Here is a 17,952-nt window from a genome sequence, read left to right as displayed (position 1 = left end):
GTTGCTTATATTTTTCAGCCTCTAAAATAATTTTATCATCGCTACTTTTAGTCGGTGATAATGTCTTCGAGTTAATTGCACACCCAGTTAATAACAAGATAGAAGTTAAAATAATGACTCTTTTCATTTATAAAACCAATTTTTTCAATGATTAAAATTTAACATTTTATCGTTTTAAAAACCACCAGACCGGTGGTTTTATACTTAATAGCTATTACTAAATGCAATTTTAGTAAATTTTAAATTTCTGCTAATTTACTGGATTATTTAGTTTAACTATTCAATTTTAATTTTAAGTATTGACTTAAAATGATATTTTATAACGTGAATTAATATTTGAATGCTCAGGCATATCAGCAATATCCTGCTCAGTAAAAATTCCATGCTCAAGTACTTTCGTACCATTAAATGCAGTATTGACTGGGGTAATTGGTGACTTGCTAATATAATTTTCATCAGCTTTTTCCGTCAGTGACGCACAACCTTCTAGCCCACACCCAGCAATAACGACAAATAATAATTTCTTCATTCGGCTCACCCGTTGTTATAAAAATCAAACAATCTAACAAATTATGCTCTGATTGTCACATATTTAAAACGATTAATCTCAGATCAAACCTTTAACAAATCTTAATGAAATGTAAACTAATTTGCATAAAATGTTAAATTGTGTAAAATACCTAAATAATTTAACGATATGTTTTAACTCATGGCCTTTCTACTTTTTTTATTTTTATTATTTACATTCGTGCTTCTTTTAAATGCTCATTACAAACAATAGGAGCATCGATTAGCCTTTCATCTAGGGTGTCCAACTATTTTTTTAAAAAATAATACGCTTTTACAGGCACAATAAATTAATTCTCGTAATCTATAATTTTATAAAAATAAAAAAGCCCGCTTTGTAAGCAGGCTTTACCCTTTTGATTTTTTGCGCTGATCATTCAGGACTTTTTGCTGTTTGTGACAGCGCTCGGATATTACACTTATACTTAAATATTAAAAAGACTAATCTTTTTAAACTGATGTACTTACTCATCAAGTTCTATAGGATCTCCGTCTTCTGGACGAATATGTCGTGTGCCATCATCGGCGGGGTCAACACTAGATCCATCCTTAGTGATCGAGTTATACATTTCATCCTCTTTTTTATCATCTGTGAATTCTTCATCTTCAAAATCAAGAGGCTCGTCATCATCTTCAAAATTTAAAGGCTTTTCTTCATCTATCATGTGAACCATCCTTTTTAAGTTATGTGATTTTATGCTCAATTAAATGTCAGATATATTCAACAGTGAACACACATCATTTATGTAACGAACACTTAAGAAGTATTAAAAGATATAAAATTTAAAGAATAATGTTATTCGAAGTACTTTAAGAATTCCTCAATAACAGGCAAATGGTCAAAACTTTTATGAGCGTTCGCTAACTCCACCCATTCATGTTTTGACTCTATACAAAAATTAAGCTTTAAGTCCGGATTAAATGATTGTTCCAAAAGCCCTAATGGTATCCATATATAGTTTGTACCATTAATTTTATTAGGTACTGGCGAACCACACTGATTACAAAACGACGAGGTAAAACCAGTCTCCTTTTTATAGGTAGCGACATATTCACTTCCAGCTAACCAGTTAAATTGGCTTTCTTTCACTAAAGTAGCCGCATTCGCTCCTGTACCCGTTTGTTTTCGGCATAAACTGCAATGACAGTGGTAAACCGTTTTTATTTCAAGGGATATAGAAAACTTTACTTGATTACATAAACAAGAACCGATGTTACTCATATAATGTATTTAATTCATCACTATGAAATTTCAATAATGACGTTAAATATTTATTATGTATATATTTTTATTGTTTAATATAAAATAAGACCTAAACATTTGATTTAAAATAAATTTAAAAAAAGATATTGATATGTAAAGCTTTTTTGTATTATAAGATCAAATATGATTTTTAATAACACTTGAGTAATTAATAGTCATTGAAATATTGGGAATAAACCTTATATTGAGTACAGGTTCATACCTTTAACTGAGGAAAAGCTCATGAATAAATTATTGGTTGCAGTATTCACTGGAATGGTAACCCTTGCCGGTTTCAGTGCTCAAGCTGCAACACCTGAGCAAGAATGTCAAAAATTGCAAGATGATTACAATTTGATTTATGCATCAAAAGGCTTTTGTTTTAAAGACCAAGATGCTAAAGAAAAATATGGTAATGAAAACTGTCATACGACTAAGCCAAAATTCTCTGATAAAGAGCAGCAACGTCTAGACGCAATTAAAGAACGTCAAAAAGAATTGAAGTGTAAATAGTATTTAAAGGAATAATACATGGCATATGATGATCAAAATATCTTCGCAAAAATTTTACGTGGTGAACTTCCAGCGATAAAACTCTATGAAGATGATCAAGTTCTAGCTTTTATGGATATTATGCCCCAAGCCAATGGTCATGCATTAGTTATTCCAAAAACTCCTGCAGTAACTTTACTTGATTTACCGCCTGAAGCGGCAGCCTATACCATTCAGATCGTGCAAAAAATTGCGCAAGCAATGGAAACTGCACTCAATCTTGATGGAATTGTACTCATGCAATTATCAGGTGCTGCTGCTGGACAAACTGTCCCTCATGTTCATTTTCACCTAATTCCGACAAATGTTCACCAACTTGGTAAACATGCTGCACAATTAGGTGATCAAGATAAAATCAAGGCTTTAGCTGAAAAAATTAAAGCAGCTCTTTGATTTAAAGACTTAAAAGCGGAGCTTCGGCTCCGCTTTTTTATTTAAAAAGTATAATAAAATCAAAAGAAAATAAAATATTTCTAATTTTTAATTGTCATAAAACTGTCATTTCCTCTTCACTCCACTGTCACAAAGTTTACAGATACTTCTTAGCAAGTTGGTGAGCTTCTGTAACTTTTTGTACACAAGTCAACTACAAAATAATTAGTTAACAGGCATGTGCCATTTTTAAAATACTTTTTGGAGAAATCTCAATGAAGAAATTGCTACTCGCTGCCGCAGTTGCAACTTTGAGCGTAAACGCGGTGCAAGCAGCGCCAACTTTGTATGGCAAACTGAATGTTTCTATTAACCAAGTTGACAATAAAAATTTCGATGGGAAAAGTGACGTTACTGAAATTAACTCAAACGCTTCTCGCATTGGGGTGAAAGGCGAAGAAAAATTAACTGACAAGCTATCTGCTGTTTATTTAGCTGAGTGGGCAATCTCTACTGATGGTTCAGGTTCTGATAGTGATCTTAGCGCTCGTAACCGTTATATCGGTTTAAAAACTGAGGGCGTTGGTACATTAAAAGTAGGTAAATACGATTCTTACTTTAAAACTGCTGCTGGTAACAACCAAGATATCTTTAATGACGATACACGTTTAGATATTACTAATATCATGTATGGTGAAAACCGTTTAGATAACGTAATTGGTTTTGAATTAGACCCTAAATTATTAGCTGGTATAACTTTCAACATCATGGCTCAAACTGGTGAAAGTACTACTGATAATAAACCTGGTGAAACTGGTAAAGACAGTAAAAATAATAGTTTTGACTCTGTATCAACTGCGCTTGGTTATGAAAACAAAGACCTTGGCTTAGCAATTGCTGCTGCAGGTGACTTTGGTATTAAAGGTAAATATGCGGCTTATGGTCTGAAAGATATTTATACAGATGCTTACCGCGTAACAGGCTCTTATGACATCGCAAAAACAGGTCTAGTAATTGGCGCTTTATGGCAACATGCTGAACCTACGGATGAGTTGACTGCATATGGTCAAACATACAAAGCAGATGGATCAGTTGACAAGGCTGGTAAAGCTTACCGTGATTTACAAGAAGAAGCTTATTCAATCACAGCTGCTTATAAAATCCCGAATACTAAACTTAAAGTGAAAGCAGAATATTCTTCTGCTGAAACACAAGTAAGTGGTTTAGCAGATCGTACAATTGACTTGTACGGTGTAGGTCTTGACTACCAAATCAACAAACAAGCTCGCTTCTACGGCATTGTTGCTCAACAAAAACGTGATTGGTTGAGTGATAACGACAAACAAACTGTTGTTGGTACTGGTATCGAATATAACTTCTAATCAGTTACATTCAATTCAGATAAAATAAAAGGGCTTCTGCCCTTTTATTTTATTGTGCTGACTAAAAAAGCCGATATGAAAATTATCGGCTTTTTTAAATTTATATCTTATTTTAAGAAACCACTTACCAGATTCATCACATTTTGAATGTCTTGATTAGCTTCTTGGTGGTCTGTACTATCACCCTGAGGTGTTAAAGAATCAATAACCTGCGGTAAGACAGAAGCTATCGCACCATAAACTTGTTCTTTTGGCGCTTGAGCCTGCTGGGCAACTTGTTCAATATCTGCTGGGTTAAATAGGCTTTGTAATTGTTGAGTTGGAACTTCACTATTACTTTGATTTGGGTCAACCCAACTTTGAACTTGACTGCCTAAACCAGCTCCTTTTAACTTTTCTAAAGCAGCCTGTAAACCGCCTTGTTGCTGCACCCAACCTAAGATTAAAGGTACAACTGCAATTAATAAACTTTGTACGCCACCACCTGCTTGAGGCGCATTGTTGTTACCAGTCACTTGTCCCAATACAGAACCTAATACTCCACCCAGACCGCCTTGAGCACTAGAAGAATTATTACCACCCATTTGTCCTAATACAGAACCTAAAATACCGCCTAAACCACCTTGGCCTGATGCTTGCTGGTTCCCACCTAAAGCTTGTTGAGCCAAAACTTCTACAATGTTGCTTAAATTTGTCATGTGTAACTCTTATGTATGGTTTATACATGAGCATACGCGTTTTTCTGTTAAGACAGCAAAAGCGAAATTGTTAAATTTTGAAAGAGATTTAATGGCCCTTTACCAGCGGAATTTATTCCAATTTTCCGGGTTTGCCCAAAACTTTGAGTTAAACCAGTCTGGAACATGTTTATAGGTCAAGATGTTAAATTGCCATAAAGCGAAATCACTATCATGTGAAGTTTTATCAATGAGTTGCGTGAAACCTAAAGAACGTAATAACTGTTCATCACTGCGTTTGCTTACTACAACAATTCGTTTTGCTAATAAATCTCTTAACTTTACTAATAATTGTGATTTTTGCACATCGCTAATGTTTTGCATTTCATCTGTATCAAACAATACAAAACCCAAATCATAACGCTGAGTAAAAGGCAGACTTAAAAGCTCAGTTACGGTAAAATAGTGCCATTGAATTGCGTTATTCTGGTCAATTTTCTGGCCAATACAAAGTGCAGTATGAATGGGCTGTTCGTTTGATAAATCGTCTAGCATAGAAGTGATGACATTTTGTTCAGCCATAACTGCAACCCTTAATTGAAAGATGTGAGTTTAAACTTTATGGAACTACAAGGCATTTGCCATAAAATGCATGCAGGCCTAAAAGATGCTAGTGTAACTGATCAACAGACAACCAAGGCAAATGTTGAATACAAATTTGTATTAGACCGTTCAGAAATTGATCTTCCTTTTAATTTAGGACAAGAACTAGAAATCGAATGGACAGGTAATATTTATTGCACATCTTGTGGCACCAAAACACCGAAGTCTTATTCTCAAGGTCACTGCTTTAAATGTTTTAAAACAAAAGCTGAATGTGACCTTTGCATTATGAAACCTGAAACATGCCACTACCACTTAGGTACATGTCGTGAAGATGACTTTGCCCATAATGTGTGTTTCCAACCTCATATTGTATATTTGGCAAACTCAAGTGCTCTAAAAGTAGGTATTACTCGTGTTAGTCATATGCCAAGTCGTTGGTTAGATCAGGGTGCAACTCAAGCCTTACCTATTTTAAAGGTTGGATCACGCCGTTTATCTGGTCAGCTTGAAACCATGTTTGGTTCTTTAATTGCTGATAAAACTGACTGGCGTAAACTCCTAAAGGGTGAAGCTGAACCTTTAAATATGGTTGAACAGCGTGATCAGTTAATTGAAGAATTTGCACCTAAAATTCAATCTATTCGTGAAGAATTTAGTCAAAACCTTGAATTTAACGAAACGGTTGAACTACTAGAAAATGAATTGCCACGTGAGTTTGTTTATCCAGTTGAACAATATCCTGAGAAAATTAAATCTTTAAACCTAGATAAAACACCAAAAATTCGTGGTGTATTACAGGGTATTAAAGGCCAATATTTAATTTTTGATATTGGTGTTATCAATATCCGTAAATATACAGGTTACGAGCTGATCGTACGTGCATAAGTAAGTTTTAAAGCCCCTAAAATGGGGCTTTTTAATCAATGTACTTAAGATAATCTGTTTCTAAATAGCCAAGCTGCCAAAGGTAAAGTGACCAGTCCAAGTATAATCATTGGAATAAAGTTGAATTTGACTTGTGCAAAGCTTGCTCCCTCCAAATAAACCCGTTGTACCAAGTTAATTCCAAACCTTAATGGATTTGCGTACGTTGCTATTTGCAATGCTTCCGGCATGTTTTCTACAGGAGTTAATAAACCTGAAAGCAACATCAAAGGCATAATCAATAAAAAAGTAAAAAGCATGGCTTGTTGCATATTTAAAGACAATGCTGAAATAGATAAACCCACCCCAACTACAGCAATATTAAAACTCAATAAACCAAAATAAAGCAGCCCAATAGAGCCATTCATAGGAATTTTAAACCAGAACAAAATAATCAATAAAATAATAGTTGACTGCATCAAGCCTACAAAAATTGGCGGTAAGGCTTTACCAATCATAATTTGTAATGGTGTATACGGTGTCACTAATAACTGATCAAATGTACCTTGCTCACGTTCACGCGCAACTGATAAAGCGGATAAAAGTAATGTTTGCATCATACTTAATGCTGCAATTAATGAAGGCATGAGGCTCCATCGCGACTCTTGATTTGGGTTGTACCATGTTCTTGTTTCAAGGCTAATCGGCAAAGCTGAGTTAAATTTTTGCTGATTAAACTGACCAATTATCTTATTTAGATATGAACCAGCTACAACAGCAGTTGATGAGTTCCTGCCATCAACAATCACCTGTATAGATGAACTTTGGTTGTTATTTAATTTGTCTTCAAAGCCGGATGGTATCGTAATTACAACCAGTGCCTGACGATTATCAATAACTTGTTTGATTTGATCGGTATATTCAAGTGTTGCAACACGCTTAAAAATACCAGAGCCATCTAATTTTGAGATGAGTTCATGTGAGATCTGCCCATTGCTCTGATCTAAAATTGCATAATCCACATGGTTAACATCATAAGTAGCAGCATAACCAAACAAAAGTGCCTGCATCAGTGCGGGTACAAATAGAATGACTCTATTTGCAGGGTCACTAAAAATGGTTAAGAATTCTTTTTTGACCAAAAAACTTAAATGTTTTAGCCAAATGATTAGTTGCTGCCACATAACTTTATCTCAACCGTTTTTTCAGTGAAAAGTTCACAGCACATATCAAAACAACGATATATCCCAACAGAAAACCGCACTCTTTGAACCATAACTTCCAATCATCACCTCCCATAAATAAGGTTTTAATTAAAATCATAAAATGTGTAGCTGGAAGCAACTGACTAATAATTTGCACAACTAAAGGTAAGTTACGGGTATCAAAAACAAACCCAGAAAGCATAAGTGCGGGCATAAAACTTGCCAATAAGGCAATTTGACTCGCCTGAAACTGACTTTGGGCAAAGCCTGATATAGTTAAACCAAGTAATAACGAAACGATTAAATACAGAAATGAAGCCGACAAAATTGAAAATAATGAACCACGCATAGGTACTTCAAAAATAAAATATGCAGCAACAATACAGATCACGATATCAATCATGCCAACCACCACATAGGGAATCAGTTTTGCTAATACAATTTCAAATGGCCGTACAGGCGTAACAAATAAAGCTTCTAGAGTTCCCCGTTCCCTTTCACGGGCAATAAGTAAACCAGTTAAAAATGCGCCAATTAAAGTTAAAATGAGCACCATTAAGCCAGGGACTAAAAACCAAGTACTGTTACCAGATTCGTTAAACCATATTCTTTGTTCAATATTAACGGTGCTTGACGTTGCTAATATTTGACCACGATCAACTTGTATAGACGGTGCGGTAGATAAAGCACCTGCAACATAACCTTCTAAGGCTGTTGCTATGGTGGTGGATGTACCATTTAATAATAGTTGAACCTTGGCATTACCTTGCTGCGCCTGACTGGCAAAATCTGAAGGAAAATGCAAAATGGCATCAATTTTGCCATCTCGAATGGCCTGCTCTGCTTCAGGCAAATTATGAAAATTTTGACTTGTTAAATATCGTGAGCCATTTAAACCAGCTAAAGCCTGATTGATCTGTGGTGAAAACTGATCAACAACAACGCCGACTCGGGCCTGATTTAAGTCAAAGGAAAGTCCATAACCAAACAGTAGAATTAAAATAACAGGCAAAACCAGACCAATCCCGAGGCTGCTTTTATCACGAATGAGCTGCTTAGTTTCTTTACGAACTAATGCTGTTAGCCGATTCCAAAATCCAAAGCTCATTGTAGACCTCCTAACCAGCTTGCCTTAACGCGCGTGCTTGTTCCACAATTGCTATAAAAGCCTCATTCATGTCAGCAATATGTTTATCTTTACTTGCCAATTTACGGACTTGTTGGGGAGACCCTAAGGCCAATAACTTTCCAGCATCTTGTATGGCAATGCGGTCACAATATTCTGCCTCCTCCATAAAATGCGTCGTAATAATGATGGTAATGCCCTGATTTGCCAGTTCACCAATGCTGTACCAAAATGATCGCCGTGCAAGCGGGTCAATTCCACTCGTGGGTTCGTCTAAAAATAAAATTTCTGGTTCATGTAATAGTGCAGCAGCCATAGATAGTCGTTGTTTATACCCACCCGGTAAATCACCACTTTTGCTATGAGGATTTAAATCGTATTGCTGTAAGGCTTTATCAATTTGTTGATTTAGTTTTTTGCCAGATAACCCATATGCTCCACCAAAAAACTTCAAGTTTTCTAAGACAGTTAAATTGCTATACAGTGCAAATTTTTGAGAGACATAGCCTACTTTGGCTCTTGCCTCAGCACGAGCTGTCCGTAAATTTTTACCAGCAACTTCTAGATAACCACTACTTGCTGGTAGTAACCCACATAACATTCGAAATGTTGTCGTTTTACCCGCGCCATTGGGCCCAAGTAATCCAAATATTTCACCACGTTGTACAGTAAATGAAGTATTGGCAACGGCAGTAAAATCTCCAAAAGTTCGGACTAAATCTTTAACTACAATGATAGGTTGCTCTGATTTCAAATTATTGTTTTGTTCTAATTGAAAAGCTTGCTCAGAAATAGATATAGGTTTTGATTGCTTTTGAGTCTGCTGTAACAACAGCATAAATGCATCTTCAAGTTCTGCTAGTCGCACATTGGCTCTTAGCCCTTCAGGTAAAGTATCGGCTGATAGCTCTTTTTGACGACTAATAAAGTTGACTTGTTCACCCTTTGGAACAGCATCGATAATCTCTATATGGTTATCAAGTAACTGGGCTTGTAAGGCCCGAGCTTTAATTTGTTCTGAAAGTTTTATTTTCCATGTTTGTCCATGTGCTATTTCTTTTAATTGTTCAGGTGAACCTTGTTTTAAAATTTTGCCTTCGTGCATGATATACACGTAAGCACATTTTTCTGCTTCATCCATATAAGCAGTACTTATAATTACGCTTAAGTTTTCTTCCTGAACAAGTTGTTCAATAATGATCCACAAATCCCGTCTTGATAAAGGATCCACCCCAACACTAGGCTCGTCAAGTAAGAGCAATTCTGGGGACCGAACTAACGTACATGCCAGCCCTAGTTTTTGTTTCATCCCACCAGAAAGTTGGCCTGCTAGTCGCTCAGTGAATTGAGTAAGATCCGTTATTTCCAATAACCGCTTAAACCTTTGCGCCCGTACATCCTTTGGAACACCATGTAAGTCGGCATATAAATCCAAATTCTCTTGTACACTTAAGTCTTCATAGAGTCCAAAGCGTTGTGGCATATAACTAATACGGTCTTGTATAGCTTGCGGATTTTTACTTACGTCAATTCCAAGTACATTTAATGAACCAGAAGTGGCTTTATATAGTCCTGCAATTAATCTTAATAAAGTTGTTTTTCCCGAACCATCTGGACCAACTAAAGCTGTAAGCTCTCCTTGGTTAATTTGCATATTCAAATCAACAATTGCACTAATATCTTCTGCCTTATTATTCTCAGCCTTAAAAGTCATGAATAAATTTTTAACTTGAACCACTACTTTTTCATCAGTCATGAGCTTTCTCACCTGAAGCAAGTGGTACCTTTACAGTCACAGGTTGACCCATTTTCAATTGATCATTCGGATCATTTACATACACCCTAACCTCATAAACCAATGTTGTTCTAATCTCTTCGGTTTGTACTGTTTTAGGGGTGAACTCAGCCACTGAAGATATATAGCCAATTTTTCCATTAATGCGCTGATTAGGATCAGAATCACGAATAACTTGGGCCGTGCCACCCATTTTAATAGAGCTTAAATCTTGTTCGTTTACATACACACGAATCCATTTTGGATCTGTTAAAGCCAATGTATAAACGGCCTTTTGCGCAGTTGTCATATCGCCAACTTCTTGTAACCGCGCTCGTACCACTGCATTTACAGGAGACTTTAGTTCAGCTTGAGTAAGGTTATAGTTAATTAGATCTAAATTAGCCTTAGTTACTTCATACTGTGCTTTGGTCGCTTCACGATCTTCTTTTCTAGCACCTTTAATGATCAATTCTAAATTAGCTTGTCTTTCACGGACCGCTGCCTCGGCACTATCTTTATTACTTTTGGCATAGTCTAGCTCTTGTTGGCTAATGGCCCGACCATCCGTACTACTTACCAAAATTTGTAAGCGTTGCAAATTTTTGTTGGTTTTATCAAGCTCGGCTTGGGCAGATGCAAGTTGTGCTTTTGCTTGACTAATTTCTTCTGGGCGAGCTCCCACATCTTGTTTAACAATTGCCTCTTGTTGAGCTTTAAGTTGTGCTTGAGCTTGCTTTGCCTGAATGTGTAGTGCATTGGTATTAAGAGCCGCTAGTACTTGCCCTGCTTTAACTTTATCGCCCTCTTGAACTAACAGTTTCTCTATACGACCAGACTGTTCAAATGCAAGTGAAACTTGGCGAATATCAACATTTCCATATAAAGTTAATAAATTATCTTTTTGATTTTTATTATTATATTTCCATGCCCCAAAGCCGATGATAACCACAGCTATAACAACCAAGACGACGGCAATCACTTTTTTATTCATCTTATTAGCCTTCTTATTAAATTCAAATTTTATTAGTTTAAATTCAATTTAAATTAAAATTACTCCAATCTTTGAATAAAAGATATACTTTTATGGTGAGTGAAAATTAGGGTTAAACATGTCCAGATCTAGACGAAGTGATGGTGACTTAACCAAGTCTAAAATTATTGAGGCAGCAGGACCTTTAATTGCCCAATATGGTTTTCAAAGACAGCGAACAAAACAATTGCTAACGCTGCGAATGTCGATTTGGCTGCAATTAATTATCACTTTGATGGTCGAGACGGGCTATATCAAGCTGTGTTAGTGGAAGCTCACGCTCACTATCTAGATGAAAAATATTTACTAGAACTTGTTGAAAGCACTCGGTCACCAGAACAAAAGCTAAGCTTATTACTTGAGACCTTGCTGCATAAGTTAACTGAAAAAGATGTTTGGCATGGCAAAGTCTTTATTCGTGAACTCTTTTCACCTTCTGAGCATTTATTAAATTTTATTGAATTTGCAGGTATGAGAAAATTTTTTCTTATTCGTAAGCTCATTAGTCAAGTTGCTGGTTTAGATGAAAATGATCCAGCTGTTTTGCCTTGTATTTTAAGCGTGATGACACCTTGCATGATGCTCATTATTGCTGGACCAAATGCTCAAGCACCTGAGCCGCTTAAAAATATTGCCCAGATGCCATTACACGGTTTAGTTGAACATTTTAAGAAATTTTCTTTAGCTGGCTTAAAAGCAATTAGCCAAGCAAATATTAAAAATTAGCTATTTAAACATTGCAGAATTGCCTGTACTGGATCTTCTGTATTTCCAGAAATAAGTTGTTTATGCATGGTTAAATGTTGCATCACTTGAATTTGAGCTGTCTCAACATTCATTAGTTTTTCTATTTCACTTGCTAAATGTTCTGGTGTGGCATCAGCTTGAATCAGCTCTTCAATGACTTTCTTACCCGCAATAATATTAGGCAAAGAATAGTAAGGAATTTTCACCAAAAGCTTAGCAATTATATAGGTCAACCAATGCAATTTATAGAAAGTGACCATTGGTCTATGCATTAACATGGCTTCTAATGTTGCAGTTCCAGAAGCTAAAGCAATAATATCACTTGCATTCATGACCATACGGCCAACTTTTGATTCGCTGTCTGTATTTTCTAAAATATGAATTACAGTTTTCAAATTAGGTGCTAATTGTTCAACACCCTGCTCAATCTGTTGTTTTCGTGCATCGTTAATCGCAGGAATTAAAAATTGAATATCAGGATATTTCTTATGCAGAATATTGGCAGTTCCAAGCAACATAGGCAAAAGTCGTTCTACCTCACCTTTTCGGCTGCCTGGTAATAACGCAATATGTTTTTGATTTTCATTAAGACCTAATTGCTGTTTGGCAATTTGGATTGGATTTTCAAGTGGCAATTGTTTGGCTAATGGATGACCTACAAATGCTGCTGGAACTTCATATCGTTCATAAAAAACTTTTTCAAAAGGAAATAAACAAAGTACTAAATCTATGCTCTGCTTAATGCCATGAACACGTCCTTGGCGCCACGCCCAAACAGATGGACTGACATATTGAACTGTTTTTATTGGAAGATTCTTTTCCTTAATACTTTTCGAAAGTCTAAGATTAAAATCTGGTGCATCAATACCAATAAATATATCAACTGGATGCTGAGTCCATTGGTTAATTAGACCATCCCGCACAGCGAATAGCTTTTTTAAGTCTTTTAATACCTCAACAATCCCCATTACAGACAGAGTTTCCATTGGGTAATAACTGTTAAAACCTTCAGCAATCATTTGGGGTCCACCAATTCCTTCAAACTCAGCATCGATTCCTTGCTCACGGAAACTACGCATGAGTTTCACACCCAGTGTATCTCCAGAAACTTCCCCAACCACAATGCCTATTTTAAGTTTTCGATTTGCCAAGGCGAGTTACCCAAAAATTAGAAATAATGCATTCTAGCATAGAGGCTTATTAATCTTGAACTTGCTAAATACATGTGGCTATAGCCAATGAAAGCACACCACAATCTAAAATTACATTCATGCCCTATCTTTTAATCTAAATTAACAATGTGATTTGAATTGTAGCTTAGATTTACAAATAATAAAATAAATGAGAATTATTTACATTATCTTTACTATTATGACCATCCCACCTCGACCATTTAAACTTTCTGTAATCGCCTGCGCGATTTGTTATGTAAATCTCACTTATGCTCAAGACGCAGATATACAAGCTTTGCAGACGATTCAAGTTAAAGCGACAAGTACAGAACAATCTTCTGAACAAACCAAAGCATATAATGTTAAAAACTCGAGTAGCGCAACCAAGCTTAATATTGAGGCTAAAGAAACTCCTCAAACTATTAATGTCGTTACTCGTCAACAAATTGAAGACTTTGGTCTTACCAGCACCCGAGATGTTCTAAACAATACACCTGGGGTAACAGTAACCAATCAGGAAACAGAGCGAACTACTTATATGGCTCGTGGCTTTGAGATTTCAAATATATTGACTGACGGCGTAGGTTTCCCCCTCTCTGGTTATAACTATAACAATACCAATCCTGATACTTATTTTTATGATCGTGTAGAAGTCGTTAAAGGTGCTGACTCTTTAACGAACGCATTTGGTGACCCAAGTGCAACCATCAACAATATTCGAAAGCGTCCAACTCAAGAATTTCAAGCAAGCGGCGGTGTAAGTTATGGGTCTTGGGATACTCAGCGTTATGAAGCAGATGTATCTGGCTCAATTCTACCGAGTGGAAAAGTCCGTGGCCGTATTATGGGTTATGAGCAAACTGGTGATTCTTACCTTGACCGATATTCTTCAGAAAAAAATGGTTTCGCTGGTATTGTTGAAGCTGATTTAACAGATACCACGTTACTTACCGTAGGTTATAGCCAAGAAAAAAATAAACCGAATGCAAACAACTGGGGTGCTCTACCTTTATTGGATGCCAACGGCAAACAAATTTCTTATGATCGCTCATATAACCCAAACCCTGACTGGGCGCATTGGGATAATGAAACACAAAATGCTTTTGTTGAATTAAAGCAAAAAATTAATGAAAAATGGGCAGCTAAACTGACTTATAACTATCTGGATAACAAGCATAATAGTCGCCTCCTTTACTATTATGGTTATCCAAAAGCTGATGGTTCAGGAGTGTCTTTGACACCATGGGGTGGTCAAGAGCATCAAGAACAACATGCTGTAGATTTTAACCTTGAGGGAACTTATAAGCTCTTTAACCAAGAGCATGAAGCAACTTTAGGCTATAACTATGTACGTAGTCGTCAGCACGATAAACAATCTACAGGAACAATTAACGACAGTAATGTTATCAATTCGACCACTACAAATTGGGCCAGCTGGACGCCTCAATCTATAACGTGGTCAGATTTCACGGAAGCCGCGAACTATACGCAAAATATAGATTCAGTCTATGCTGCTACACGTTTACATCTTAATGAAGATTTAAAACTTTTACTTGGTGCAAACTATGTGAGAGCCGAGAGTAAGGGCGAAAGCTATGGTTCACCCATGGCATATAGTGAGAGTAAAGTTTCACCCTATGCTGGCTTAACCTATAACTTTACGCCTGAATATACAGGTTATATGAGTTATACCTCAATTTTCCGTCCACAAACTGGTATTGATCAAGATACCAACCAGGCTTTAAAACCTGTTGAGGGTAAAAGTTATGAAATGGGGGTAAAAAGCTCGTGGTTAGATGACCGTTTAACCGGCACTCTTTCAGTATTTAAAACCGAACAAAACAATTACCCACTACGTAACTCGGACGGAAATCCACTTAATCGAAAAGTACCAACCAGTGATTTAGAGTCACAAGGTGTAGAAGTCGGCTTATCTGGTCAAATCACTGATAACGTCAATCTTGCTTTTGGCTATGCTCAATTTAGTATTAAAGATATTAAAAATGGTGGTGAAGCGAGAACGTATAATCCGAACCAAACCCTTAACTTGCTGACGACCTATACACCATCAGTTTTACCTAAGCTAAAAGTTGGTGCAGGCTTACAATGGCAAGACGCCGTGAAACTGTATGACTCGACAGCAAACAGCACCATTAAACAAGATTCTTATGCTTTGGTGAATTTAATGGCGAGCTATGAAGTGAATGACCACATTACGCTTCAAGCCAACGGTAATAATATTTTCGATAAGAAATATTTATATAGTTTCCCTAATGGTCAAGGCTTTTATGGACCCTCAGCTAACTATACAGTTGCTGTAAAGTTTAAATATTAATCGCACAGCCAACTCCAGTTTAGGCGTTGGCTTTCTTTTTATTTTTTTATGTGCCAGTAAAGATGTCCAAAACTTTAAACCTCCCTATGTCATATCGCATAAAAGTTTTCTATCGATTCTTAGTCGTTTTCGGTATGGGTTATGCCTGTATGGCTTATTTAAGTCTTGGTCTTACTGGCATTTTTCATTTGACTCTAGACAAACCTGAAGCCATTTATTTGGCAGCATTTATCTCTATTTTGTTTTATGTACTTTTCGTGCTTTTAGGTTTCTGCATCCAATCATTATGGAAATTGACTGGACTATCAATTGCGCTATGCGCCCTTTTCTTTTTTGTGACACGGATGGTGAGTTATGCATAAAGGTATACGCCAATCTATGGCATGGCTCCACTCATGGACTGGCTTAATATTTGGATGGCTCGTATTTACTATTTTTTTAATGGGTAGTTTGTCGTATTACCGCCATGAAGTTAATTTGTGGATGCAACCACAACTTGCACAATATGAAATAAAACAAGATGTAGCAATTAAAACGGCATATCAATACTTACAGAAACACGCTCCAGATGCCAAATCTTGGTATTTAACTGTTGCTACCGTAGAAAGCCCCGTTAACACCATGTATTGGGAAAAATCTGACGGTGGTTATGGAAATGCCACACTCGATGCAAACACAGGTCAACAACTAAAACTTTCGGTAACCGAAGGTGGTGACTTCTTTTATCGTTTCCATTATCAACTTTTTGGTGTTCCGATATTAATTGGACGGCTAGTTGTATCTTTAGCAGCTTTTATTATGTTGATCGCCTTAGTCTCGGGCATTATTACCCATAAAAAAATCTTTACCGATTTTTTTACCTTACGCACCTTTAAGTCTCAGCGTTCATGGCTAGATTTTCACAATGTATCATCTGTTCTTGCATTACCATTCTTTTTGACTATTACTTTTACAGGCTTAGCTATTTTCTTTTATTTATATCTACCTTGGGGAATGCAAAAACTCTATCCAGAGAATCCATATCAATATTTTACAGAAATTCGCACAAAGACTGTCTCTGAGAACCAATCGATTCAACCTGCTCAAAACTTAGCGATTGAGAAGTTATTGAGTCAAGTTCAGCAACGTTGGGGAAATCAAACTTTAGAAACTATGAGCGTTAAAAACCCAAATACTAATCAGGCTCAAATTACGTTTATTCAGCAAGAAGATCGCTCTATTACCCGTAATCAAGCACAAATCACCCTAGACGCTACAACCGCTAAAGTCTTAAGTGATACGCGTAATCATAGTGCCGTTGCCACACTTTATGCGGGAGTATATGGTTTGCACATGGCAACTTTTGCTCAACCTTTACTTCGCTTAGGATTGTTTTTTTCTGGCATTTTAGGTTGTGTGATGATTGCGTCTGGCTTATTACTTTGGAGCCTTAAACGCCAACTTCAAAATAAAAATACTAAGTTTCATTTCGGGCATTATTTAGTTGACCGTTTAAATGTTGCCACATTTGTAGGCTTGCCTTGTGCAACCATTGCTTATTTATATGCAAATCGATTATTTACCATCACCACAACTACAATCAATTATGAAATTTATAGCTTCTTTTTAGTGTGGCTGATGAGCTTAGTTATTGCCTTAATCACTAAAACGCAGCATTTGTGGCGAACTCAACTGAGTATTTTTATTCTGCTTTGTATTGCACTTCCAATCTTAAATCTAAGCTATTTATTCAAATATGATTACATTCAAAGCCTCAGCGACTATTGGATCTTTGTGCGTATAGACGTATTTTTATGGATATTTGCAGCTTTGGCACTTTTCATATTCTGCAAAATTAGACCTATTCAGCATAAAGCTACAGAAAAAATTCAAAAAAAGCTGAATAAGTTAAATATTGAGGTGAATTCATGATGATCTTTGTTTTTGTCCTGACTTTGCTGGGTATGTATTTATTATTCATATCTAGCGAGAAATATCGATCACCGAAATCAACGGGTCATTTCAAATCGTTGGCTCAAAAATATTATTCATTTTTGAGGATATCGGCCTTTTTACTATTTGCGTTGAGCGGGTTTATTCTCATCAAAAAATATGGTTTTTCAATTGGTTTTGTCAGCTGGTGGATCTTTGCAACACCCCTTACTTTTTTACTCATACTTTGGCTTAACCCATTGAGAGCTTTGAAATCATCATCCAAGTCATGAATTTGAATAAAACTTCATCAAAATAGGCATATTTTTGATTGCTTAGCGTTTTTTTGCATAAGTAAATCATTATTCATGACAACTGTTTATCTC

18 protein-coding genes and 2 pseudogenes are annotated in these 17,952 nt (G+C 36.3%); 9 read left to right on the top strand and 11 right to left on the bottom strand.

Features of this window, described 5'->3' with window-relative positions; translation table 11 throughout:
• The 4 genes and pseudogenes from ACH63V_RS08475 to ACH63V_RS08460 form a co-directional block, all read right to left on the bottom strand.
• Positions 1-127 (bottom strand): annotated as a pseudogene (locus tag ACH63V_RS08475) (energy transducer TonB); the annotation flags it as partial.
• 177 nt (positions 128-304) lie between these two features.
• The gene (locus ACH63V_RS08470; protein WP_311071222.1) at positions 305-529 is read right to left on the bottom strand and encodes a hypothetical protein; all 225 of its coding nucleotides are present in this window, start codon (positions 527-529) and stop codon (positions 305-307) included.
• Positions 530-1,031: 502 nt separating this feature from the next.
• Entirely contained in the window at positions 1,032-1,232 is a 201-nt protein-coding gene (locus ACH63V_RS08465; RefSeq protein WP_002049802.1) for a hypothetical protein, read from the bottom strand.
• A 131-nt stretch (positions 1,233-1,363) separates the two neighbouring features.
• The gene (locus tag ACH63V_RS08460; RefSeq protein WP_396463239.1) at positions 1,364-1,789 is read right to left on the bottom strand and encodes a GFA family protein; all 426 of its coding nucleotides are present in this window, start codon (positions 1,787-1,789) and stop codon (positions 1,364-1,366) included.
• A gap of 264 nt (positions 1,790-2,053) precedes the next feature.
• Between ACH63V_RS08460 and ACH63V_RS08455 the strand changes: the two genes are divergently transcribed.
• From ACH63V_RS08455 to ACH63V_RS08445, 3 genes are all read left to right on the top strand, one after another.
• Positions 2,054-2,323 carry a YARHG domain-containing protein gene (locus ACH63V_RS08455; protein WP_002049864.1) on the top strand — a complete coding sequence of 90 codons (270 nt, stop codon included), beginning with the start codon at positions 2,054-2,056 and terminating at the stop codon, positions 2,321-2,323.
• A gap of 18 nt (positions 2,324-2,341) precedes the next feature.
• A complete protein-coding gene (locus tag ACH63V_RS08450; protein WP_396463238.1) occupies positions 2,342-2,755 on the top strand; it encodes an HIT family protein in 414 nt (137 codons plus the stop codon).
• Positions 2,756-3,009: 254 nt separating this feature from the next.
• The gene (locus ACH63V_RS08445; protein ID WP_396463237.1) at positions 3,010-4,116 is read left to right on the top strand and encodes a porin; all 1,107 of its coding nucleotides are present in this window, start codon (positions 3,010-3,012) and stop codon (positions 4,114-4,116) included.
• Positions 4,117-4,223: 107 nt separating this feature from the next.
• On the opposite strand, the gene ACH63V_RS08440 is transcribed toward ACH63V_RS08445, so the two are convergent.
• Together ACH63V_RS08440 and ACH63V_RS08435 are read right to left on the bottom strand one after the other, a co-directional pair.
• Entirely contained in the window at positions 4,224-4,814 is a 591-nt protein-coding gene (locus tag ACH63V_RS08440) for a YidB family protein (RefSeq protein WP_396463236.1), read from the bottom strand.
• Between the two features lie 99 nt (positions 4,815-4,913).
• Positions 4,914-5,375, bottom strand: a complete 462-nt coding sequence (locus ACH63V_RS08435; RefSeq protein WP_005069394.1) for a DUF6231 family protein — start codon at positions 5,373-5,375, stop codon at positions 4,914-4,916.
• Positions 5,376-5,414: 39 nt separating this feature from the next.
• On the opposite strand from ACH63V_RS08435, the gene ACH63V_RS08430 reads away from it, so the two are divergent.
• Positions 5,415-6,284: a DUF2797 domain-containing protein gene (locus ACH63V_RS08430; RefSeq protein ID WP_396463235.1), complete on the top strand. Its 870-nt coding sequence runs from the start codon at positions 5,415-5,417 to the stop codon at positions 6,282-6,284.
• Between the two features lie 44 nt (positions 6,285-6,328).
• On the opposite strand, the gene ACH63V_RS08425 is transcribed toward ACH63V_RS08430, so the two are convergent.
• Genes ACH63V_RS08425 through ACH63V_RS08410 form a run of 4 tightly spaced genes read right to left on the bottom strand, consistent with a single transcriptional unit; the run spans position 6,329 to position 11,362 of the window.
• Entirely contained in the window at positions 6,329-7,447 is a 1,119-nt protein-coding gene (locus ACH63V_RS08425; protein WP_396463234.1) for an ABC transporter permease, read from the bottom strand.
• Between the two features lie 4 nt (positions 7,448-7,451).
• The gene (locus tag ACH63V_RS08420) at positions 7,452-8,576 is read right to left on the bottom strand and encodes an ABC transporter permease (protein WP_396463233.1); all 1,125 of its coding nucleotides are present in this window, start codon (positions 8,574-8,576) and stop codon (positions 7,452-7,454) included.
• A 10-nt stretch (positions 8,577-8,586) separates the two neighbouring features.
• Complete coding sequence (locus ACH63V_RS08415) at positions 8,587-10,350, bottom strand: ATP-binding cassette domain-containing protein (protein ID WP_396463232.1); 1,764 nt, start codon at positions 10,348-10,350, stop codon at positions 8,587-8,589.
• Positions 10,343-11,362 (bottom strand): HlyD family efflux transporter periplasmic adaptor subunit, encoded by a 1,020-nt coding sequence (locus tag ACH63V_RS08410; protein WP_396463231.1) that lies wholly within the window; start codon positions 11,360-11,362, stop codon positions 10,343-10,345. The genes ACH63V_RS08415 and ACH63V_RS08410 overlap by 8 nt, the downstream gene beginning before the upstream one ends.
• 118 nt (positions 11,363-11,480) lie before the next feature.
• Here ACH63V_RS08410 and ACH63V_RS08405 point away from each other — a divergent pair.
• Positions 11,481-12,127: pseudogene (locus ACH63V_RS08405) on the top strand (CerR family C-terminal domain-containing protein).
• Here ACH63V_RS08405 and lpxB read toward each other — a convergent pair.
• Positions 12,124-13,299 carry a lipid-A-disaccharide synthase gene (gene lpxB, locus ACH63V_RS08400; protein WP_396463230.1) on the bottom strand — a complete coding sequence of 392 codons (1,176 nt, stop codon included), beginning with the start codon at positions 13,297-13,299 and terminating at the stop codon, positions 12,124-12,126. The pseudogene ACH63V_RS08405 and the gene lpxB sit on opposite strands and share 4 nt — an antisense overlap.
• 220 nt (positions 13,300-13,519) lie before the next feature.
• Between lpxB and ACH63V_RS08395 the strand changes: the two genes are divergently transcribed.
• The 4 genes from ACH63V_RS08395 (at position 13,520) to ACH63V_RS08380 (ending at position 17,859) form a co-directional block, all read left to right on the top strand.
• A complete protein-coding gene (locus tag ACH63V_RS08395; protein WP_396463229.1) occupies positions 13,520-15,655 on the top strand; it encodes a TonB-dependent siderophore receptor in 2,136 nt (711 codons plus the stop codon).
• Positions 15,656-15,717: 62 nt separating this feature from the next.
• Complete coding sequence (locus ACH63V_RS08390) at positions 15,718-16,017, top strand: hypothetical protein (protein WP_311087742.1); 300 nt, start codon at positions 15,718-15,720, stop codon at positions 16,015-16,017.
• On the top strand, positions 16,010-17,566 hold the full coding sequence (locus ACH63V_RS08385) for a PepSY-associated TM helix domain-containing protein (RefSeq protein ID WP_396463228.1): 1,557 nt from the start codon (positions 16,010-16,012) through the stop codon (positions 17,564-17,566). The genes ACH63V_RS08390 and ACH63V_RS08385 overlap by 8 nt, the downstream gene beginning before the upstream one ends.
• Positions 17,563-17,859 carry a DUF1634 domain-containing protein gene (locus ACH63V_RS08380; RefSeq protein ID WP_396463227.1) on the top strand — a complete coding sequence of 99 codons (297 nt, stop codon included), beginning with the start codon at positions 17,563-17,565 and terminating at the stop codon, positions 17,857-17,859. The genes ACH63V_RS08385 and ACH63V_RS08380 overlap by 4 nt, the downstream gene beginning before the upstream one ends.
• Positions 17,860-17,952: the final 93 nt, after the last annotated feature.

It is taken from the genome of Acinetobacter sp. ABJ-A23_2 (assembly GCF_044538765.1).
Lineage (GTDB): Bacteria > Pseudomonadota > Gammaproteobacteria > Pseudomonadales > Moraxellaceae > Acinetobacter > Acinetobacter nosocomialis_A.
Note: the sequence above shows the minus strand (reverse complement) of the source record. Positions and strands in the feature narration are given on the sequence as shown.